Origin of the sequence: Kineococcus sp. R86509 (assembly GCF_042466365.1) — a bacterium.
Lineage (GTDB): Bacteria > Actinomycetota > Actinomycetes > Actinomycetales > Kineococcaceae > Kineococcus.
In genome coordinates, this window is the sequence record NZ_JAXHCE010000001.1 from 3,141,534 (window position 1) to 3,161,878 (window position 20,345).

A 20,345-nucleotide genomic window follows, 5' to 3' on the forward strand; every position below is an offset into this window, starting at 1 on the left:
GCTCAGGGGCGCAGGACGGTGATCCCCGCGGTGGTCGCGGCGCCGACCTCGGCGAGGGCGCGCGGACCGGCCTCGAGGGGCAGTTCGCGGGTGACGAGCTCGGCGAGGGGGAACCGGCCGGAACTCACGAGGGCGAGCAGGCGCGGGTAGTCGTGGGCGGCCATCCCGTGGCTGCCGAGGACCTGGAGCTCGCCGGCGATCACGAGGTCCATCGGGACGGAGGGTTTCCCCGCTGCGGCGGGCAGCAGCCCGATCTGGACGTGACGACCGCGACGGCGCAGGGACCGGACGGAGTTCTCGCACGTCACGGGCAGGCCCACGGCGTCGATCGAGACGTGGGCTCCGCCGTCGGTCAGGTCGCGAACGGTTCGCACCACGCTGTCTGCGGAGCTGTCCGCGACGGCGTGCTCGGCACCGAACGCGAGCGCCAGGTCGCGTGCGGCGGGGGAGGGGTCGACGGCGATGACCCGGGCACCCGCCGCGGCGGCGATCGCGACGGCCGACAGGCCGACCCCGCCCGCGCCGTGGACGGCGACGAACTCGCCCGGTCGCACCCGCGCGACGTCGCTGACGGCGCGGAAGGCCGTCGCGACCCGGCAGCCCAGGGCCGCGGCGGTCGCGGCGGAGAACCCCTCGGGCAGCGCGACGAGGTTCACGTCGGCGTGGTCGAGCGCGACGAGTTCGGCGAAGGACCCCCAGCCGGTGAACCCCGGCTGGGTCTGCGCGCGGCACACCTGCTGGTGCCCGGCCGCGCACTCCGGGCAGCGCCCGCAGGCGGTGACGAACGGGGTGGTCACCCGGTCGCCGACCGCCCAGTTCCGCACGTCCGCGCCCACGGCGACGATCCGGCCGGCGAGCTCGTGACCGGGGACGTGCGGCAGCGTCACGTCGTCGTCGTGGCCCTGCCAGGCGTGCCAGTCGCTGCGGCACACCCCGGTCGCCTCGACGGCGACGACCACCCCGTGCGGTGCCGGGGTGGGGTCGTCGACGGTGGCGAGGCGGGGGGTCCCGCCGAACTCCTCGATCAGGACCGCGCGCACGTCACGCCTCGTCGAGCGGGTGGTCGAGCACGCTGACGAGCGCCGACGCGTCGCCGGTGTAGTCGCCGGGGGTCAGCAGCGACAACCGGGCCGCTTCACCCTCGGGCAGGCCGAGACCCGCGACGAACTCCCGCAGCTTGGCCTGGTCGACCTTGCGGCCGCGGGTGAGTTCCTTGAGGCGCTCGTAGGGTTCGGGCAGCCCGTGCACGCGCATGACGGACTGGACGGCCTCGCCGAGGACCTCCCAGTTCCCGTCGAGGTCGGCGGCCAGGGCGGCCGGGGCGGCGTCGAGCCCGGCGAGGCCGCGCTGGGCGTTCTCGATGGCCAGCAGCGAGTGCCCGAACGCGACGCCGATGTTGCGCTGCATCGAGGAGTCGGTGAGGTCGCGCTGCATCCGCGACGTCGTGAGGGTCTCCTCCAGCACCCGGAACAACCCGCCCGACACCTCGAGGTTGGCCTCGGCGTTCTCGAAGCGGATCGGGTTCACCTTGTGCGGCATCGTCGAGGACCCCACGGTGCCCTGCCCGCGGACCTGCGCGAAGTAGCCGAGGGAGATGTAGGTCCACACGTCGGTGCAGAGGTTGTGCAGCACCCGGCCGAAGCGGGAGACGTCGGCGTAGAGCTCGGCCTGCCAGTCGTGGGACTCGATCTGCGTCGTCAGCGGGTTCCAGGTCAGGCCGAGACCGGTGACGAACTCGTGGGAGGCGGCCGGCCAGTCCGTCGTGGGGACGGCGGCCTTGTGCGCGGCGTAGGTCCCCGTCGCGCCGTTGAACTTGCCGAGGTACTCCGCACCGGCGATGCGCGTGAGCTGGCGGCGCAGGCGGTGGGCGAGGACGGCGAGTTCCTTGCCCAGCGTCGTCGGCGTCGCGGGCTGGCCGTGGGTGCGCGAGAGCATCGGCAGGTCGCGCAGGTCGTGGGCCATCGTGACGACGTCGTCCACGAGGCTCGTCGCGGCCGGCAACCAGACCTGGGCGACGGCGTCACGGACCATCAGCGCGTAGGAGAGGTTGTTGATGTCCTCGCTCGTCGCGAAGAGGTGGGTCAGCTCGGCGATGTCGACCAGCGAGGTGCCTTCGAGGCGACGCTTGATCCAGTACTCCACGGCCTTGACGTCGTGCACGGTGACCCGCTCGATCTCGCCGAGCTCGGTGACGGCCGCGGCGTCGAAGTGAAGCGGCAGTTCGCGCAGGAAGGCGATCTCGTCGGCGGTGAGCCGGCGCACGCCCGGGACCACGTCGTGGGTGCCGAGGAAGACCAGCCACTCGACCTCGACGTGGATGCGACGACGGTTCAGCGCGGCTTCGGAGAGGTGTTCCGCGAGCGGCGCGACGGATCGGCGGTAGCGGCCGTCGAGCGGGCCGAGCGCGGGCTCGCCCAGGCTGGCGGGGGCGTTGGACGGGGAGGCGGCAACGGCCGAGTCGGTCACGTGCCTCATGGTCCCACGCCCCCGCGGGAGTCAGGTCTCGTCGACGGAGGACTCCTTGTGGGCGGCCTCCTTGCCGGACTTCTCGCTCTTGACGATCACCTGCGGGTCCTCCTCGGAGGCCTTGCGGTGCTTGCCGTAGAGCTCGAAGTCGTCGGTCTTCTCCTCGACGACCTCCCCTTCGGTCTTGCCCTGCGGGGTGTTCCAGCTGACCTCGTCGCCCTTCTTCACCATGGTTCCACCGTGGGGTCGACCCGGTCCGCGCGCACCTCAGGGCAGCGGGGTACGCCGCAGCACGGCCTCCCCGGCCCGACCCGGGTCGAGCTCGACGGGGGAGTGCAGCACCCCCGGCCCGCGGGCGATCCTGCCGTCGGTCAGCGGGGTGCAGCGCAACCCGCCGCGCCCGCGCAACGCGGCGTGGGCGCCGTCGGCGACCATCCGGTCCATCCACGCGCACGGGGCGGCCGGACGTCCGCCGTGGACGGTCACCGACCCCGCGGCCGTCACCAGGTCGAAGTCGTGCCCCCGCAGCGGGTCCAGCTCGACGCCGCGGACCACGACGTTGCGCCGGGCCAGCAGCGGGTCCGGGACCGCGGCCAGTCCGAGGTCGTGGGCGACCGCCTCCCACGCCTCGATCGCCAGGAACGTGATCGCGGCGTCCATGTGCACGGCCTTGCCGAAGAACCGGTCGCCGCGGATCCCCTTGCCCGCCACGACCTCCACCGCGTCGAGGTCGTGGGTCTCGACGTCGGCGGCGCCCTCGCGGGGACGGCCGAAGTAGGCGTGCTCGGGGGAGACGAGCAGGTGCAGGACCTCGACGGGGTAGCTGTGCGTCACAGCGCCGACGCCCTCTGCGCGGCCTCGAGCGCCTGCGCGGCGTACGCGCCACCGAAGAGAACGGTGTGCACCAGCAACGGGTGCAGCTGGTGCAGGGGGACGCGCTCCCGCCGGCCGTCCGGGGTGCCGGCCGCCTCCCCGTAGGCGTCCAGGACGCGCGCCAGGTGCGGCAGCCCGAACAGCTCCAGCATCGCGAGGTCGGTCTCGGGGTGCCCGCCGTGGGCGGCGGGGTCGATGAGGACGGCCCCGTCGGCGGACCACAGGACGTTGCCCGACCAGAGGTCGCCGTGCAGGCGCGCGGGCCCGCCCGCCCCCGCGACCAGGGCCGGGTCCTCGGCCGTGAGCCGCTCGCAGACCCGTTCCACGACAGTCACCTCGGCGGCGTCGAACGTGGCGGCGTCCCGCGCCAGGCGGAGGTAGGGCTGCACGCGCTGCTCGGCGTAGAACGTCCCCCAGCCTGCGTCGTCCCCGGTCACGTCCCCGGTCATGGGCCCCGTCACGGGCCTGGTCATCGGCAGCGGGAGGATCGCGATCCAGGCGTCGCCGTCCACGCCGGGAGGTGGAGCCCCGAAGTGCGACGCCCCGGCGGCGTGGGTGCGGGCGAGGTCACGTCCGAACCGTTCGGCCGCCCGTGCGTCGGGACGCTGCTCGCGGACCCGCTCCAGGACCAGGGCGTCGGGGCGCACCTCGAGCACCGGGCAGACGGCGACCCCGTCGGCGTCCGCGAGCCACCGCAGCCCCGCGGCCTCGGCGGCGAAGGCGGCGGCGGGTACCCCGGTCTGCTGCTTCACGAAGGCGGTGGACGGCACCGGTCCATGGTCACCGCGGTCTCCACAGCGGGCACGTCGGGCCGGGCCGTCCACAGACCGTCGCCGGTCCCCGACGACGCCACCCTCGCCTGCCTACCGTCCACGGGCTGGGGTTCCACGGAGGGAGAAGGACGGATGGATCTGGGGCAGGTGGCGTTGACGCGCCGGGTGGAGGAGGTGGCCGAACGGGTGCGGTCGGTGCACCGGCAGCTGGGTGCGGTGGGCACGGGCGACTGGACGGGACTGGCGGCGGCCCGGTTCCGGGCGCGGCTGGGCGACGCGGTCCAGGAGGTCGCCGGGGTCGCCGAGACGTGCGACCGGTTGTCGGGGAGGGTGACCGAGCACGTCCGCGCGCTCGAGCTGGTGGCGTCGTGAGCGCGGGCCTCACCGTCGACACCGGGTACGCGGTGGACCCCGACGCCCTGGACGCGGCCGCCGCCCGCCTGGCCGCACTCGCCGCCGACCTCGGCGCGGTGGGACTGGACCTCGTCTCGATCGCCGTCGACCCGGCGTTCGCGGCGAGCGTCGCGTTCGCCCCGGCCAGTGCGGCGCGGGTCGCCACGGCGATCGGGGACCTCCTGGTCGGGCGTCGGACCCCCGTCGCGGCGGCCGCGACGCTGGCCGCGCTGGCGGTCGAGGTCGAGACCGCGGCCCTGCGCTACCGCGTCGGTGACGAGATCGCCGACGCGGTCGTCGCCGTCGCCCGACGGGCGGTGGCGCAGGCCGTCGTGGAGTGGGCTCCCGAGATCGCCGGCGCCACGGCCGTCCTCGTCGGCGCGGACGTGCTGCGGCACGTGGGGATCGCGGAGTACCGGGTCCTGGCCGGGGCGGTGGCGCAGGTCCTGCGGACCGGGACCGTCGACCTGTCGGAGCTCGGCGCGGACGTGGGCGAGGAGTTCGCCGGCGTCGACGACGCGGTGGCGGACGACCTCCGCGGGGTCGGCCGGTTCCTCGCGGCGCACCCGGAGGTCGCCCAGGAGGTCGTGGCCACGACCCCGTACCTGCTGGAGGCGGCGGGGTTCCCCCGGGTGGACGGGGTCGCGGGCGTGGCCGGGGCGCTGACCGCCCTGGGCGCGGTCGCCCCGGTGTTCCGGGAGACCGGCGTCGCGGTCCGTCCCACGGCCACGGCCCGGGCGACGCCCAGCCGGCCGCCGCGCGGGATCGCCGAGGTGCTCGACGGCGTCGCGCACCAGTCGACGGGGTACGAGGGGCAGGCCTCCGTGGGCGGCCGCCTGGCTCCTGCCGGGACACCCGCGCCGGGTGGGATCCGGCTGGAACGGGTCACCCAGGCCGACGGCGGCGTCGCGTGGGTCGTGGAGATCCCCGGGACCCAGACCTGGACACCGGTCCCGGCGGCGGGCGGGACCCCGATGGACCTGACGACGAACCTGCGCGCGGTCGCCGGGGAACCGACGGCGACGGCCGACGCGGTCGTGCAGGCCATGCGGCAGGCGGGGGTCGGCGCGGGTCAACCGGTGATGCTCGCCGGGCACAGCCAGGGTGGGTTGACCGCGGCGGCGTTGGCCGCCGACCCCGCGGTGCGGGCGGAGTTCGACGTCACCCACGTCGTGACGGCGGGTTCCCCGATCGACGGGATCGACGTCCCGGACTCGGTCGAGGTGCTCTCGCTGGAGCACACGGGCGACCTCGTACCGGCTCTCGACGGCGAGACCGCCGCGGGTTCGGCGCACCGCACCGTCGTCGCCCGCGACGTCGGCGACGACCCCCGCTTCGCCGCCGACATCGCGCAGGACCCGCTGAAGGCCCACGGCTGGTCGGCCTACATCGCGACGGCACAGCTCGTCGACGGATCGGGAGATCCTGCGCTGCAGGGTTTTCGCGACTCCGGGAGCGCCTTCTTCGACGCCCCCGGAGCCCGCGTGGAGACCTTCGACTACTACGCCGAGAGGGTCGAGCCGGCACCGGCGGTCGCGAGCAGGGTGGAACCCCAGCGCTCGACGTAGGCGGCCAGGGCGGGGGTCTCGGCGCCCTTCTCCTCCGCCTCGCGGTCGATCAGGTACAGCCCGGGGGCGGGGCACGCCGCGCCCAGCTCGGACAGCACCGGCTTGAGCAGGAGCTCGGGAGCCAGCGCGTGCGTGGGGGCGGCCCCCAGCATCAGGGGGACCGCGGTGACCCCGCGCAACCCTTCGCCGCCCGCGAACTGGTCGAGGAACAGCTTCAGCAGCCCGCTGTAGGTCGCCTTGAAGGTGGGTGAGGCGACGACGAGCAGGTCGGCGGAGGCGACGTCGGTCACGGCCTGCGCCACCGTCGGGTCGCCCCAGCCGAGCAGCCCGGGGCCGAGGGTGGCCACGTCGACGACCTGGTCCACCTGTCCGACACCGGCGGGGCCACCGGAGAGCAGCCGCGCGGTGGTGGTCGCGGCGGTCAGGGTGCGCGAACCGACCTTGGGGTTGCCGCAGACGACGACGGTCCGCATCAGGCGGTGGCCTTCGGGGTCAGGGTGCGGAAGGCGGAGGAGTGCCACACCAGGGGTTCGGTGTCGGGGGCGTTGCCCATGGCGTGGACCTGCAGGAGGACCACGTCGTGGTCACCGGCGGGGACCTCGGAGTAGATCGAGCACTCGAGCCAGACGGGAGCACCGTGGACGAAGTTGGCGCCGGAGTCGAGGGTGGTGGTGTCGATGCCGGCGAAGCGGTCGGCGGCCTTGGAGGCCAGCTGGCGGGCCGCGAGGTCGTGGGCTTCGCCGAGGACGGAGACGCCGATGCGGCCACCGGCGGTGGCGCCCGCCTTCAGCTTGGGCCAGCTGGTGGAGGTGTGCTGCACGGCGAAGAGCACGAGCGGCGGGTCGAGCGAGATGCCGACCTGGAAGGAGGAGGCCACCAGCACGACGGGTTCGGGTCCGTCGCCGCTGTCGACGATCGCGGAGAGGGCGGCGACGCCGGAGGGGAAGAGCGCGAAGGTGGTGCGCAGGGCCATCGGGTCGTCCTCGAAGGCGACCAGTTCGAGGGGAGTCGTTCCAGGGGCGTCGGACACGGGCGGTACCTCTCCAGCGTGGGTCGAGTGGTGATGACGTGACGTTGACAGAGTCAACCGCAATTGTTTCCCGAGCGTTTCGCCGAAGTGATCGAACTCATTGCGCCGCGCGGTCGCGGTCCTGGAGCGGTGTTCGGGGGAGGTCGCTGGTTGGATCCGTACCGTGAGCGACTCCGCAGTCACCCCGGCCGAGACCGCCCGCAGCGGGCCCGTGACCGGCTACGACGTCGCGCGGGCCGCGGGCGTCTCCCAGTCCACGGTCTCCCGCGCCCTGCGGGGGGACACCCGCGTCGTCCCGCAGACGCGCGAGCGCGTCCGGCAGGTGGCCCGCGAGCTCGGCTACGTCGTGAACCTCTCGGCCCGCAGCCTGATCACCCGCCGGACGGCGACGATCGCGATCGTCTCCGGGGATCTGCGCAACCCCTCCTTCCCGCTGCTCGTGCAGACGTTGCAGGAGCAGTTCCACGCGCGGGCGCACCGGGTGCTGCTGTTCGCCGACCACGACGAGGAGTCCGGACGCTTCGAGGAGGACCTCCACTCCCTGCGGGGTGGACTGGTCGACGGCATCGTCTACCTGTCGGCGCGCACGGACTCCGCGGCGGTCGCCGAGCTCGTCGACGTGGGGTTGCCGCTCGTCGTGCTGAACCGCGACGTCGACGGCGAGCTCGGCGAACGGGTGGACCGCATCACCTCCGACAACGTCGGGGGTGGGCGACTCGTCGCGCGGCACCTGTGGGAGCGGGGAGCGCGCCGGATCGCGGTCGTGGCCGGTCCGCAGGACAACCCCAGCCTGACCCGGCGGGCCGCCGGGTTCGCCGAGGAACTGGGCCGGCACGGGGTGTCCGTGGACCCGGCGCACGTCCGGCGCGGGCCCGTCAGTCCCGCCTCCGGGCTCACCGCCGCCCTCGAGCTGCTCGACGTGCCCGCCGACGTGCGCCCGGACGCGGTGTTCGGCCACACCGACTACATCGCCCTCGGGGTCCTCGACGCCGCGGGGCGTCTGGGGCTGCGGGTTCCGCAGGACCTCCTGGTCGTGGGCTACAACGACCTCGACTGGGCCGGCTGGTCGATGATCGACCTCACCACGGTGCGCCAGCCCCTGGTCGAGATGGCCCGGGTCGCGGCCGACGCGCTGTTCGCCCGGATGGCCGACCCGGACGCCCCGCACCTCGTCCGCGAGTTCGGCGTCGAGCTCGTCGAGCGCGGTTCCACGCGCCGCTGACGCGCCCGGTGGGACGGGGACGACGGCGAAACACAGCGTTCACCTGAGCGAGACGAACGAGCAACACCGTCCTCGTACATTCGCAGTCACGGCTGCAGCAGACGACCCAGGAGGTTCCTCGTGGACATCGGCGTGTTCATCCCCATCGCCAACAACGGGTGGCTGATCTCCAAGTCCTCCCCGCAGTACATGCCCACGTTCGACCTGAACAAGCAGGTGGTGCAGAAGGCCGAGGCGTACGGTTTCGACTTCGCGCTGTCGATGATCAAACTGCGCGGGTTCGGCGGCGAGACGGAGTACTGGGACCACGCGCTGGAGTCGTTCACGTTGATGGCCGGTCTGGCCGCCGTCACCGAGAAGATCAAGCTCTACGCCTCGACCGCGATCCTCACCCTGCCGCCGGCGCTGGTCGCCCGCATGGTGTCCACGATCGACTCGATCGCCCCCGGCCGCATCGGGGTGAACATCGTGACGGGGTGGGCTCCGGGTGAGTACACGCAGATGGGCGTCTGGCCCGGAGACGAGCACTTCCAGAACCGCTACGCGCGCGCCCGGGAGTACGTCCAGGTCCTGCGGGAACTCACCGAGACGGGTCGCAGCGACCTCGAGGGCGAGTTCTACCGGATGGACGACTGCGTCCTGTCGCCGAAGCCCGGACACATCGACATCGTCGCGGCCGGGCAGTCCGACACCGGCATGCAGTTCTCCGCCGAGCACGCCGACTACGACTTCCTGCTCGGAACCGGTGTGAACACGCCGCAGGCCATGCGCGACACCGCCGAACGCTACGTCAAGGCCGTCGCGGCCTCGGGTCGTGACTCCGGTGCGCTGGCCCTGTTCATGGTCATCGCCGACGAGACCGACGAACTCGCGATGGCGAAGTGGTACGACTACCACGACAACGCCGACCTGGCGGCGCTGAACTACCAGGCCGACGAGGCCGGTGCCGACGCCACCGCCGGTGAGGGTTCCACCGCGAAGACCATCGCCCTGCCCGAGGGGGCCGTGAACTTCAACATGGGGACCCTCGTGGGTTCCTACGCATCCGTCGCGCGCATGCTGGACGAGGTCGCGCAGGTCCCGGGGGTCAAGGGCATCATGCTCACCTTCGACGACTTCCTCGGGGGCATGGACGCCTTCGGCGAACGCATCCAGCCCCTCATGCGGAGCCGGGCGCAGATCCCCTCCCCCTCACCGGCCACGGCCTGACCCGGAACACCGGCCCGAGGAACCGGCACGAGAACCGGCACCAGGAACCAGCACGTCCGATCGATCGAACGGGGTAGGGCGTTGCTCGAGCAGTTGAGGACCGAGGCGGCGTCCGACGTCGAGTTCCAGGGGTTGCTGGCCGGTCGCCGGGCCCGCCCGCACCCCGCGTCACCCTCGGCGGAGGTCCCCGAACCGGCTGCAGCACAGGAGTTCCTGCGCACGGCTCCCCGTCCCGAACCCGCCACCGGTCCGGTGCCGGAGCCCCCCGAGGGGACGCTGGGCGTCGCCGGGTTGCTGCGCGCCTACGCCGCCGGCGGTGCCGATCCGGTCGTCGTGGTCGAGGACGTCCTGGCCGCGACCGGTCCGGACGGTCCCGCCCCCACGGCGTTCCTCGCCGTCTGCGCCGGGGCCCGCGAGGCGGCGCGGGAGAGTTCCCGGCGCTGGACGAGCGGACAGGCCCGCCCGCTGGAGGGGATCCCCTTCGGGGTCAAGGACATCGTGGACGTCGCCGGAACGGTCGTGACCTGCGGCTCGCACCAGACCGGTGACCGCGTCGCCACGAGCGACGCGACCGTCGTGGCCCGGTTGCGGGCCGCAGGGGCGATCCCCGTCGTCATGACGGCGACCACCGAGTTCGCGTGCGGGCTCGCGGTCAACGCGCGCTACGGTGCGGTCGAGAACCCGTGGCGGCCGGGCCGCTGGACCGGGGGTTCCTCGACGGGTTCCGCCGCGGCCGTCGCCGCTCGCGTCCTGCCCTTCGCCCTCGGCACCGACACCGGGGGTTCCGTGCGCGTCCCCAGCGCGCTGTGCGGGATCACCGGCCTGAAACCCACCCACGGTCTGGTCCCCCGCACCGGGGTGGCGGCGTTGTCGTGGACGCTCGACCACGTGGGTCCGATGACCCGCAGCGCGGCCGACGCCGCCCTGGTGCTGTCCGTCGTGACCGGCCCGGACGGGTCGGACCCGACCGCCGCCCACGACGTGCCCCGCGTCGGCCCGGCCCAGGTCTGGGCGCAGAGCGGCCTGGTGGGCCGGCGGATCGGCCGGGTCCGCGGCTGGTTCGAGGAACGCTGCGACGCGGCCGTCGTCGCCGCGGTGGACGCCGCCGTCGAGGTCCTGCGCGCGCACGGGGCACTCGTCGTGGACGTCGACCTCCCCACCGCCGCTGACGCGTACGCCGACGCGCTGGTCGTCCTCTCGGGGGAGCTCACGGCCACCCAGGAGGAGAACGTCGAGCGCCTGGAACTCTTCGACGCGGGAACCCGGAAACGCCTCGGACGCGGTGCGGCCGCCAGCGCGGCGGACTACCTGCGGGCGCTGCGCGGACGGGCCGTGGCCCAGCGCGAGCAGCTCGCGGTCATGGACGCCGCGGGGGTGGACGTCCTGCTCACCCCCGGCGTCGGGACGACCGCGCCGCACCTCGACGACCTCAGCACCGACGTCGACGGCGAGCGCGTCCCGCTGCAGGAGATCGTCCCCCGCAACACCTCACCGTTCAACCTCACGGGTTTCCCCGCTCTCGTGGTCCCCGCCGGTCGCGGCCGCGACGACCTGCCCGTGGCCGTGCAGTTCGTCGCGCGCCCCTTCGCGGAGGCGGTGCTGCTCGGGGTGGGGGTGGGTTTCCAGTCGGTCACCGAACACCACCTCGCCGCCCCGCCCGGCCTCGTGGCGGTCGTGCCGGCGTGAGCCCGCGCAACCCCTGGACGGTCTTCTCGGCCACCAGCACCGGTGTCGTCGCCGTGTTCCTGAACATCTCCGGGGTGAACGTCGCGCTGCCGACGATCGCCCGGGAACTCGGGGCGAGCGCGGCGCAGTCGAGCTGGGTCCTGCTGTCCTACATGCTCGTCACCACGGCCCTGATCCTCGCCATCGGCCGGCTCGCGGACATCGTCGGGCGCCGCCCGCTCTACCTCGCGGGCTACGTGGTGTTCACCCTCGCCACCGCGGCCTGCGCGCTGGCGTCCGGTCCGGAACTCCTCATCACCGCACGGACGGTCCAGGCCGTGGGGGCGGCCGCGCTGGTCACGAACACGACGGCGCTGCTGACCGACACCTTCCCCGCCGCGTCGCTGGGGAAGGGGCTGGGGCTGAACGCGACCGTCGCGGCGGTGACGCAGGCGATCGGCCCGCTGGCCGGGGGGGCCGCGACGACCCTGCTCGGCTGGCGCGGCACGTTCCTGGTGACGTTGCCGATCTGCCTGGTGGGCCTCGTCTGGTCCGCCGCGGTCCTTCCGCGGACCGTCCGCAGCACCGCCCCGCGGGAACGCTTCGACGGCGTCGGGGCGGTGCTGTCCGCGCTCGCCCTGGCCGCGACGTTGCTGACGCTCTCGCCCGACGTCCTCGCGGCGACGGGTTTCGCCGGGGTCGGCCCGGCGGTGGTCTGCGGCGTCGTGGCGGCCCTGCTGTGGGTGCTCTTCGTGGCGCGGCAACGGCGGCGCCCCTCGCCCCTGGTGGACCTGGGCGTCCTGGTGCACCGCATGCGGGGCCCGCTCTACGCGGCGGTCCTGCTGAACGCGGCGGCGCAGTACGCCGTCGTCGTCCTGGCCTCCCTCGTCCTGCAGTCCACCGGCCGCCACGACGCCCTCGCCGCGGGCCTGCTCGTGAGCCCCCTGGCCCTCGGGACGACCGTCGCGGCGGTCGTGGCGGGGAACCTCGTCGGGCGGGTGGCGGCCCGGACGATGGTCACCGCCGGCAGTGCGGTCGTCCTGGTCGGGACGTTGCTGCTCGCCCTCGTGCTGACCCCGGACGGGGCCTACGCCGGCGTCTTCGTCGGGCTGTTCGCCGTCGGGGCCGGCACCGGGCTGTTCATGACCCCCGGGACGAGCCTGCTGATGCTCACCGTCCCCGCCGCCCAGCGCGGCATCGCGAACGGTGTCCGCTCGGCCCTGCAGAACGTCGGGTTCCTGCTGAGCACGGCGGTGGCGCTCGGCATCGCCACCGGAGGGCTGTCCGGCGCCGACCGCGCCGACGCCTACTCCGGTGCGCTGTCGGCGGCGCCCTCGGCGCTGGGCAGCTTCGGTGACGGGGTGCGGGCGGCCCTCGTCGTGCTGTCCGTCCTCGCCTTCCTGGCCCTGGCCGCCTGCGTGGCCCTCCCCGTCCGGCGCAGCACCCGCGTCGCGTCCACCACCCCCGAGGAGACCTGAGACATGAGCGTCGACGACTACGCCGGGGCCGGGTTCGGTGCCGGGCTCACCCCGGGAGCGCGCCCCGCCCTGCTGCTGGTGGATCCCGCCTGCGCCTACACCGACCCCGGCTGCCACGTCTACGCCGGTCCGCCGGCGCTCGCGGCGGCCGAGGCCATGCGGACCCTGCTGGCGAGCGCCCGGGCGGCCGGCGTCCCCGTCGTGATCACCCGGGTCGCGATCGCGGCCGACGGCAGCGACGCGGGGGTCTTCTTCCGCAAGGTGCCGGGGTTGCGCGCGTTCGGGCCGGGCAGTCCCTTCGCCGCCTACGTCGACGGACTGGCCCCGGAGGCGGGGGAGGTGGAGATCGTCAAGCAGTACCCCAGCGCCTACTTCGGGACCGACCTGGCCGCGCGGCTGCACGCCCTCGGGGTGGACACCGTCCTGATCGGGGGGTTCAGCACGTCGGGCTGCGTGCGGGCGAGCACGCTCGACACCCTGCAGCACGGGTTCACGCCCTTCGTCGTCACCGACGCCTGCGGGGACCGGGACGCCTCGGTGCAGGCGGCGAACCTCTTCGACATGGGCCAGAAGATGGCCGAGCTGTGGGACCTGGGCACGGCGCAGGCCTACCTGGAGCGGGTGGGGGGCGGGGTCTCCGTACCCTGACGCCCATGACGACGATCCCCGGCACCTCTGCGGCTCCGCGGTTGCGGGCGAACATGGCGGGAGTCCCGGCCTACGTCGCCGGGAAGCCGGCCGTGGCCCGTGAGGGGCTGGAGGTCTTCAAGCTCTCCTCCAACGAGAACCCCTACCCGCCGCTGCCGAGCGTGCTGACGGCGATCTCGCGGGCCGCCACCGACGTGAACCGCTACCCCGACCCGGGCGCCACGGCGATGCTCGCGGCCGTCGCGACGCGCTGGGGCGTCGCGGTGGAGAACCTCGCGGCGGCGACCGGCAGCGTGCGGCTGCTGGCCCAGCTGGCCGAGATCACGTGCGCCCCGGGCGACGAGATCGTCTACGCGTGGCGGGCGTTCGAGTCGTACCCGATCGTCGCGGCCATCTCCGACGCCACGACGGTCGAGGTGCCGCTGACCGCGGACGCCCGGCACGACCTGCCCGCGATGCTCGCGGCGATCACCGGGCGGACCCGGTTGGTGATCCTGTGCTCGCCGAACAACCCGACGGGGCCGGCGTTGCGCCGCGGTGAGCTGAGCGGGTTCCTGGACCGGGTGCCGGCCGACGTGCTGGTCGTCCTGGACGAGGCCTACCGCGAGTTCGTCGACGACCCGGACGTGCCGGACGGTGTCGAGGTGTTCCGCGAGCACCCGAACGTCGTCGTGCTGCGGACCTTCTCCAAGGCCTACGGGCTTGCGGGCCTGCGCATCGGGGTCGCGCTCGCGCACCCGGACGTCGCGTCGACGTTGCGCCGGTCCTCCACGCCGTTCGGGGTGTCCGCGATCGCGCAGGCCGCGGTCGTCGCCTCCTTGCAGACCGCGGCCGAGGCGGAGCTGATGGAGCGGGTGGGGGCTCTGGTCGCGGAGCGGAACCGCGTCGTGGCCGGGCTGCGGGAGCAGGGCTGGGACGTCCCCGCGGCGCAGGGCAACTTCTTCTGGCTGCCGGTGGGCGAGCGGGCGCTCGAGCTCGCGGACGCCTTCGCCGCCGAGGGGCTCGTCGTGCGGGCCTTCGCGGGTGCCGGTGTGCGGGTGACGGTGGCCGAGACCGCCGCCAACGACCGCTTCCTCGAGGTGGCCGCCACGCTCGTGTCCTGACTCCCCGGGGGGTGCCCGGTCGGTGGCGGGAGGGTTCGGGTTCGGCCCCGTGTGGCGGTTCCCAAGCTACGGACCCGTAACGTACGCTCCCGTAACGTACGGAACCGTAGGTTCGCCGCGGGGACGTGCACCACAGGCAGCACCGAACGACCCCCCGACACGCGGAGGACGCACGTGAGCGACGCAGCGGAAGGCCCGGACCGGGCCGAGCACGAGGTACCCGGACGGCACGACGACATGGTCCAGCTGCTGGACCAGCACGGCGTCCGCCGTGAGCACCCCGAGCACGAGGTCGACCTCGAACCGGAGGAGCTCCTGGGGCTGCTGCGCGACATGGTCGTGCTGCGCCGCCTCGACACCGAGGGCGAGGCGCTCCAGCGCCAGGGCCAGCTGGGTCTGTGGGTCGGGACCCGCGGCCAGGAAGGCGCGCAGGTCGGTTCCGCGCAGGCCACCCGCCGCCAGGACCACGTCTTCCCCACCTACCGCGACCACGGTGCCGCGCTGGCCCGGGGCATCGACCCGGTGCACGTCCTCAGCCTCTTCCGCGGTGTCGACCACGGCGGCTGGGACCCGGTCGAGCACGGCGTCCACCCCTACACCCTCGTGATCGCCGCGCAGCTGCTGCCGGCCGTCGGCTACGGCATGGGCGTCCAGCGCGACGGGGCCGTCGGCACCGGCGACCCCGCGCGCGACACCGCCGTCGTCGCCTACCTCGGTGACGGCGCCACCTCGCAGGGCGAGGCGTCCGAGGCGCTCAACTGGGCCGCGGTCTTCCAGGCCCCCGTCGTCTTCTTCTGCCAGAACAACCAGTGGGCGATCTCCGAACCCGTCGCCCGCCAGTCGACCGTCCCGCTGCACCGCCGCGCCGAAGGGGCCGGCATGCCCGGGGTCCTCGTCGACGGCAACGACGTCCTCGCCGTGCTCGCCGTGACCCGGGCCGCGCTCGAGCGCGCCCGCAGCGGCGGTGGCCCCACCTTCATCGAGGCCTACACCTACCGCATGGGCGCGCACACCACCGCCGACGACCCGACCCGCTACCGCCTCTCCGCCGAGACCGAGGCCTGGCGCGAGAAGGACCCGATCGACCGGTTCCGGACGTACCTGCGCTCCGAGGGCATCCTCGACGACGACTACGAGGCGGCCCTGGACGCCGAGGCCGACGAGTTCGCGGCCCGACTGCGCGCGGGGGTCATCGCCCTCGTCGACCCCGAACCGGTGTCGATGTTCGACCACGCCTACGCCGAACCGCACCCGCAGGTCCTCGCCGAACGCGACGAGTTCCTCGCGGCCTGGGAACAGCACGACCGCGAAGCTCACGGAGAACTCGTCGGAGGGGCGTCCTGATGGAGACCATGCCGATCGGCAAGGCGATCAACGCCGGCCTGCGGGCCGCGATGGACCGCGACCCGCGCGTGCTGCTCATGGGGGAGGACATCGGCCCCCTCGGCGGCGTCTTCCGCGTGACCGACGGTCTGCAGAAGGACTTCGGCGAGCACCGCGTCATCGACACCCCGCTCGCCGAGGCCGGCATCGTCGGCAGCGCGATCGGGATGGCGCTGCGCGGCTACCGCCCCGTCTGCGAGATCCAGTTCAACGGTTTCGTCTTCCCCGCGTTCAACCAGATCACCACCCAGCTGGCGAAGCTCCGGGCCCGGTCCCACGGCAAGCTGTCGGTGCCCGTCGTCCTGCGCATCCCCAGCGGCGGCGGCATCGGTTCCGTGGAGCACCACTCCGAGAGCCCCGAGGTGCTGTTCGCCCACACCGCGGGTCTGCGGGTCGTGATGCCGAGTTCCGCGCACGACGCGTACTGGATGATCCAGCAGTCCATCGCCTCGGCCGACCCGGTCGTCTTCCTCGAACCCGAACGCCGGTACTGGGAGAAGGGCGACGTGGACGTCGACCTCGGCCCGGGTGAGGTCACCCCGCTGCACAGGGCGCGGGTCCTGCGCTCCGGGACCGACGCGACGCTCGTCTGCTACGGCCCCACGGTGAAGCTCGCCCTCGACGCGGCCACCGCCGCGGCCGAGGACGGCACCAGCCTTGAGGTCGTGGACCTGCGCTCGATCTCCCCGCTCGACGTCGACACGGTGGCGGAATCGGTGCGTCGCACCGGGCGGCTCGTCGTCGTCACCGAGGCGCCGGTGTTCCACGGCCCGGGTGCCGAGGTCGCGGCCCGGATCCAGGAGGCGTGCTTCTACTCCCTCGAGGCGCCGGTCAAGCGGGTCGGCGGGTACCACCTGCCCTACCCCGCGGCCCGGATCGAGGAGCACTACCTGCCGAGCGTCGACCGCGTCCTCGACGCCGTCGAGCAGTCCCTCGCCGCCTGAACCTCCTGAACCTCCTGCACCCCCAGAACTTCGAGACCCCCGAAGGACTCCGTTGAACCAGCGGTTCGCCCTGCCCGACGTCGGTGAAGGACTCACCGAGGCCGAGATCGTGACGTGGAAGGTCAAACCCGGTGACACCGTCGCCGTGAACGACGTCCTCCTCGAGATCGAGACCGCGAAGTCCCTCGTCGAACTGCCGAGCCCCTACGCCGGGGTGGTGGCGGAACTGCTGGTCGCCGAGGGCGACACCGTCGAGGTGGGCCGGGACATCGTCGTGGTCGACGACGGGACGAAGACCGCACCGGCTCCCGCCGCACCCGCCGCAGCCGCTCCCGCGCAGGACAGCGGGTCGGGGGCGACCCTCGTCGGCTACGGCACCCGGGAGACCGTGGGCCGGCGCCGCCGCGGCGCCGTACCGAGCGTGGAAGCGCCTGCCCCGCAGGCGGTCCCCGCGGTCCCCGCGGCCCCGGTGGCCCGCGACGTCGTCCCGCACGTCCTCGCGAAACCCCCGGTCCGCAAGCTGGCCCGCGACCTCGGCGTGGTGCTGGCCGACGCGACCCCGACGGGCCCCGGCGGCACGGTGACCCGGGCCGACGTCCTGGCGCTCGTCCCCACCGCACCCCCCGAACCCGAGCGCCGCGTCGAGCAGCACGCCCGGGAACGGCACGTCCCGATCCGCGGCGTGCGCAAGGCGACCGCGGCCGCCATGGTGGAGAGCGCGTTCTCCGCCCCGCACGTCACGGTGTTCACGACCGTCGACGCGACCCGGACGATGAAGCTCGTCCAGCGGTTAAAGCTCGACCCCGAGTACGCCGGGATCAAGGTCTCGCCGTTGCTGCTCGTCGCGAAGGCCCTGATCGTCGCCGTGCAGCGCAACCCCGACATCAACTCGACCTGGGACGAGAAGAACCAGGTCATCGTGGTGAAGAACTACGTCAACCTCGGGATCGCCGTCGCGACGCCGCGGGGGCTGCTCGTCCCGAACATCAAGGACGCGGACGAGCTGTCGCTCAAGGACCTCGCCGTGCGTCTCAACGGCCTCGCGGGGACGGCGCGGGAGGGCAAGGCCTCGCCGAAGGACCTCGCCGAGGGGACCATCACGATCACCAACGTCGGGACGTTCGGCATCGACACCGGAACGCCGATCCTCAACCCGGGCGAGGCCGCGATCCTCGCGGTCGGCAAGATCCAGCAGCGGCCGTGGGTGCACAAGGGGAAGATCAAACCCCGTTACCTCGCGACGCTCAGCCTTTCCATCGACCACCGGATGCTCGACGGCGAGAGCGGTTCGCGGGCGCTCGCGGACATCGCCGCCATCCTCGAGGACCCGGCGCGGGCGCTCACCTGGAGTTGATCCGGCACCGCCTCGGTGATCACTCCGAGTGAGGTCTTCTCACCGGGGTGTTCGGAGGTCTACCTTCTTCGGTCAGGGAGCCTGTGAGGTTCCCGTGACCGAGGAGAAGTGCAATGGTGCAACGCCTCCGTTCTGCAGCAGTGTTCCTCGTGGCCGCCACCGCCTCGGTGGTCCTGGCCGCCCCCGTCCACGCCGCGCCGGCCCCCGCGCCGGTGACGGTCGTCGCGACCGGTTTCGACGACCCGACGGGCCTGTCGAACTGGGCGGGGAAGTTCTACGTCTCCGAGAGCTCGACCGGTGAGATCAGCGGGTTCGCTCCCGGGACACGTCCCTACACCCGGCTGAACAAGATCCCCGGACCGTCGGGGGTCGACCGGAAGTTCGACACGTTCTACTTCGTCACCGGCGAGGCGGGCACCCCCGGCGCGTCGACGCTGTACTCGACGGTCACCGGGAAACCCCGGCACAGGATCGCCGACCTCGCGGCCTACGAACTCGCCAACAACCCCGACGGGCAACAGCAGTTCGGACCCGACGGGGCTCCGCTGGACGCGCTGAGCAACCCGTTCGCCGTCCTCGTCGGCCGCGGTTTCGACAACCGCGTCTTCGTCGCCGACGCCGGGGCGAACGCGGTGCTCGTGGCCGCCCCGGACGGGAAGGTGAGCACGTTCTTCGTGCCGCCGGTCGTCACGACGGGTTCCTGCAAGGGACGCCCCAACAACGACCCGCAGCACACGGGCTGCGACCCGGTCCCCACCGGTCTGGCGTGGGGCCCGGACGGGAACCTCTACGTCTCGACCCTCTCGGGGGAGGCACCCGGACAGGGCCGGGTCTACGTGCTCGACCCCTTCGGCGGGAAGGTCCTCGGGACCATCTCCGGGTTCAGCTCCCCGACGGGGGTGGCGGTCGGGGACTCCGGGGCGGTCTACGTCTCCGAACTCCTGGAGGGACTGCCTGCGGGCGACGGGCCGCCGCCGGCCGGTTTCGACCCGAGCACCGTCGGCCGGATCGTCCGCGTCGACCGGGCGGGGGTGCGCACCGCGGCGCAGGTGACGATGCCGCTGTCGCTGAAGGTCGTGGACGGTCAGCTGTACTCCACGGCGTGGAGCACGGCCGGGATCTTCGGGTTCGGCGCGCACCTCGGCCAGGTCGTCCGGGTGGACGGCTCGGCGTTCGTCCGGAGTTGAGGGTTCCCGGTCAGCGTGCGGTGACGGAGAGCTTCACCGGGCCGCCGCTGACCGGGACGCTGTCCTGGTCGGCGTCCCAGCCGTAGTAGAGGCCGATGAGGTAGGTCGTGCCCTGCTGCAGGGTGACCGGGGTGTCGCAGTCCCACGGGTCGTCGTTGGTGACGAGCCGGGTCCCACCGTCGGCCAGCACCTCGAGGATCCCGGCCTGCTGCGCCCAGCTCCCGTGGGTGTCCGCGTCGGCCCAGCCGGTGGCGGGGGAGACGGAGATCGCCGGAGCCGGGCCCGTGGCGGTCGCGCGGTAGCTGTACCAGACGGTGTTCCCCTGGGTCGGGGACCAGTTCGAGAGTTCGCAGTGCTCGTAGTCCTTCAGCGCCGGGCCGTCGGCGTCGGCCGCGGAGGTGTCGGCGGTGGTCGTGAACGGCAGTGCGGAGATGGGGTGCGCGTTCTCCAGCCGGTCGTTCGACGGCGCGGTCGCGGACGGTCCGGCGATCGTGACGTCGAAGCGGGCGCCACCGGTCGGGGCGCTGAAGTAGGCGACGATGTCGACGGGGCGGCTGGCGCGCGCCACCGTCCCGCCGGTGCAGGCGAGGACCGCACCGCTCCAGTGGTCGAGGACCGCGGTGCCCGTGCCGCTACCGGTGACCGTGGCGACGAGGGACCCGGTGGCCTTCTTGCCGACGGCGAACCACTGCGGGGCGCTGAGGGCCCGGCCGTCGTTGCAGGCCGCGGCCACCGCCCGGTTCGCCCGGACCGTGCCGTGTCCGCCGGTGCCGGCGCCGTCCGCGCTGCCGCTCCCGCTGAACGGGAGCGTGCGCACGGTCGCCGCCGTCGAGCTCGAGGTGGCGGCCTGCGCCGGCGCCGCGGCCACGACGGCCCCGGCGAGGGCGGCCCCGACGACGATTCCCGACCACCGCAGGCGGCGGGCGGCGGCGGACGGACGTGCGTTCATGAGATCCCCCTGATTTGACTCTCTGTCACTCCCCAGGAGGAAGTTACGGCGTTAGGGTGATCGCCCGGGCACTTTCCGTCACATTGCTGCCGAAGATCGT

General features: G+C 73.4%; 20 protein-coding genes. 12 read left to right on the forward strand and 8 right to left on the reverse strand.

The features are described 5' to 3' along the window. Positions 1-2: 2 nt before the first annotated feature. The 5 genes from SJY07_RS15310 to SJY07_RS15330 are packed head-to-tail and all read right to left on the reverse strand — an operon-like array spanning position 3 to position 4,109. A complete protein-coding gene (locus SJY07_RS15310) occupies positions 3-1,040 on the reverse strand; it encodes a zinc-dependent alcohol dehydrogenase family protein (protein WP_380160271.1) in 1,038 nt (345 codons plus the stop codon). A 1-nt stretch (position 1,041) separates the two neighbouring features. Then, entirely contained in the window at positions 1,042-2,475 is a 1,434-nt protein-coding gene (purB, locus tag SJY07_RS15315; RefSeq protein WP_380160273.1) for an adenylosuccinate lyase, read from the reverse strand. 21 nt (positions 2,476-2,496) lie between these two features. Further along, the gene (locus SJY07_RS15320) at positions 2,497-2,697 is read right to left on the reverse strand and encodes a DUF2945 domain-containing protein (RefSeq protein WP_380160275.1); all 201 of its coding nucleotides are present in this window, start codon (positions 2,695-2,697) and stop codon (positions 2,497-2,499) included. 36 nt (positions 2,698-2,733) lie between these two features. After that, positions 2,734-3,300, reverse strand: coding sequence for a molybdenum cofactor biosysynthesis protein (locus tag SJY07_RS15325; RefSeq protein WP_380160277.1), 567 nt, complete (start codon positions 3,298-3,300; stop codon positions 2,734-2,736). Then, complete coding sequence (locus tag SJY07_RS15330) at positions 3,297-4,109, reverse strand: fructosamine kinase family protein (RefSeq protein ID WP_380160279.1); 813 nt, start codon at positions 4,107-4,109, stop codon at positions 3,297-3,299. The genes SJY07_RS15325 and SJY07_RS15330 overlap by 4 nt, the downstream gene beginning before the upstream one ends. A gap of 135 nt (positions 4,110-4,244) precedes the next feature. On the opposite strand from SJY07_RS15330, the gene SJY07_RS15335 reads away from it, so the two are divergent. Continuing rightward, the gene (locus SJY07_RS15335; RefSeq protein WP_328293374.1) at positions 4,245-4,484 is read left to right on the forward strand and encodes a hypothetical protein; all 240 of its coding nucleotides are present in this window, start codon (positions 4,245-4,247) and stop codon (positions 4,482-4,484) included. Continuing rightward, entirely contained in the window at positions 4,481-6,073 is a 1,593-nt protein-coding gene (locus SJY07_RS15340; RefSeq protein WP_380160281.1) for a hypothetical protein, read from the forward strand. The genes SJY07_RS15335 and SJY07_RS15340 overlap by 4 nt, the downstream gene beginning before the upstream one ends. On the opposite strand, the gene SJY07_RS15345 is transcribed toward SJY07_RS15340, so the two are convergent. Together SJY07_RS15345 and SJY07_RS15350 are read right to left on the reverse strand one after the other, a co-directional pair. Further along, complete coding sequence (locus SJY07_RS15345) at positions 6,007-6,546, reverse strand: NAD(P)H-dependent oxidoreductase (protein ID WP_328293372.1); 540 nt, start codon at positions 6,544-6,546, stop codon at positions 6,007-6,009. The two genes, SJY07_RS15340 and SJY07_RS15345, sit on opposite strands and share 67 nt — an antisense overlap. Next, positions 6,546-7,046, reverse strand: a complete 501-nt coding sequence (locus tag SJY07_RS15350; RefSeq protein WP_380162349.1) for a flavin reductase family protein — start codon at positions 7,044-7,046, stop codon at positions 6,546-6,548. The genes SJY07_RS15345 and SJY07_RS15350 overlap by 1 nt, the downstream gene beginning before the upstream one ends. A gap of 220 nt (positions 7,047-7,266) precedes the next feature. On the opposite strand from SJY07_RS15350, the gene SJY07_RS15355 reads away from it, so the two are divergent. The 10 genes from SJY07_RS15355 to SJY07_RS15400 all read left to right on the forward strand — a co-directional run bounded on the left by SJY07_RS15355 (position 7,267) and on the right by SJY07_RS15400 (position 19,296). Then, the gene (locus SJY07_RS15355; RefSeq protein ID WP_328293370.1) at positions 7,267-8,325 is read left to right on the forward strand and encodes a LacI family DNA-binding transcriptional regulator; all 1,059 of its coding nucleotides are present in this window, start codon (positions 7,267-7,269) and stop codon (positions 8,323-8,325) included. Positions 8,326-8,445: 120 nt separating this feature from the next. After that, entirely contained in the window at positions 8,446-9,534 is a 1,089-nt protein-coding gene (gene rutA, locus SJY07_RS15360) for a pyrimidine utilization protein A (protein WP_380160284.1), read from the forward strand. A gap of 81 nt (positions 9,535-9,615) precedes the next feature. After that, positions 9,616-11,220 (forward strand): amidase, encoded by a 1,605-nt coding sequence (locus SJY07_RS15365; RefSeq protein ID WP_380160285.1) that lies wholly within the window; start codon positions 9,616-9,618, stop codon positions 11,218-11,220. Then, a complete protein-coding gene (locus tag SJY07_RS15370; RefSeq protein ID WP_380160287.1) occupies positions 11,217-12,677 on the forward strand; it encodes an MFS transporter in 1,461 nt (486 codons plus the stop codon). The genes SJY07_RS15365 and SJY07_RS15370 overlap by 4 nt, the downstream gene beginning before the upstream one ends. 3 nt (positions 12,678-12,680) lie before the next feature. Then, positions 12,681-13,325 (forward strand): isochorismatase family protein, encoded by a 645-nt coding sequence (locus tag SJY07_RS15375; protein WP_380160289.1) that lies wholly within the window; start codon positions 12,681-12,683, stop codon positions 13,323-13,325. A gap of 5 nt (positions 13,326-13,330) precedes the next feature. Beyond that, positions 13,331-14,428 (forward strand): histidinol-phosphate transaminase, encoded by a 1,098-nt coding sequence (gene hisC, locus SJY07_RS15380; protein WP_380160290.1) that lies wholly within the window; start codon positions 13,331-13,333, stop codon positions 14,426-14,428. Positions 14,429-14,602: 174 nt separating this feature from the next. Continuing rightward, positions 14,603-15,772, forward strand: coding sequence for a pyruvate dehydrogenase (acetyl-transferring) E1 component subunit alpha (pdhA, locus tag SJY07_RS15385; protein ID WP_328293364.1), 1,170 nt, complete (start codon positions 14,603-14,605; stop codon positions 15,770-15,772). Continuing rightward, entirely contained in the window at positions 15,772-16,755 is a 984-nt protein-coding gene (locus tag SJY07_RS15390; RefSeq protein WP_380160291.1) for an alpha-ketoacid dehydrogenase subunit beta, read from the forward strand. The genes pdhA and SJY07_RS15390 overlap by 1 nt, the downstream gene beginning before the upstream one ends. A 52-nt stretch (positions 16,756-16,807) precedes the next feature. Continuing rightward, positions 16,808-18,109 (forward strand): dihydrolipoamide acetyltransferase family protein, encoded by a 1,302-nt coding sequence (locus SJY07_RS15395; RefSeq protein WP_328293362.1) that lies wholly within the window; start codon positions 16,808-16,810, stop codon positions 18,107-18,109. Positions 18,110-18,222: 113 nt separating this feature from the next. Further along, a complete protein-coding gene (locus SJY07_RS15400; RefSeq protein WP_380160294.1) occupies positions 18,223-19,296 on the forward strand; it encodes a ScyD/ScyE family protein in 1,074 nt (357 codons plus the stop codon). A gap of 10 nt (positions 19,297-19,306) precedes the next feature. Here the strand turns inward: SJY07_RS15400 and SJY07_RS15405 are convergent, their stop codons facing one another. Beyond that, entirely contained in the window at positions 19,307-20,245 is a 939-nt protein-coding gene (locus tag SJY07_RS15405) for a hypothetical protein (RefSeq protein WP_380160296.1), read from the reverse strand. Positions 20,246-20,345 lie beyond the last annotated feature (100 nt).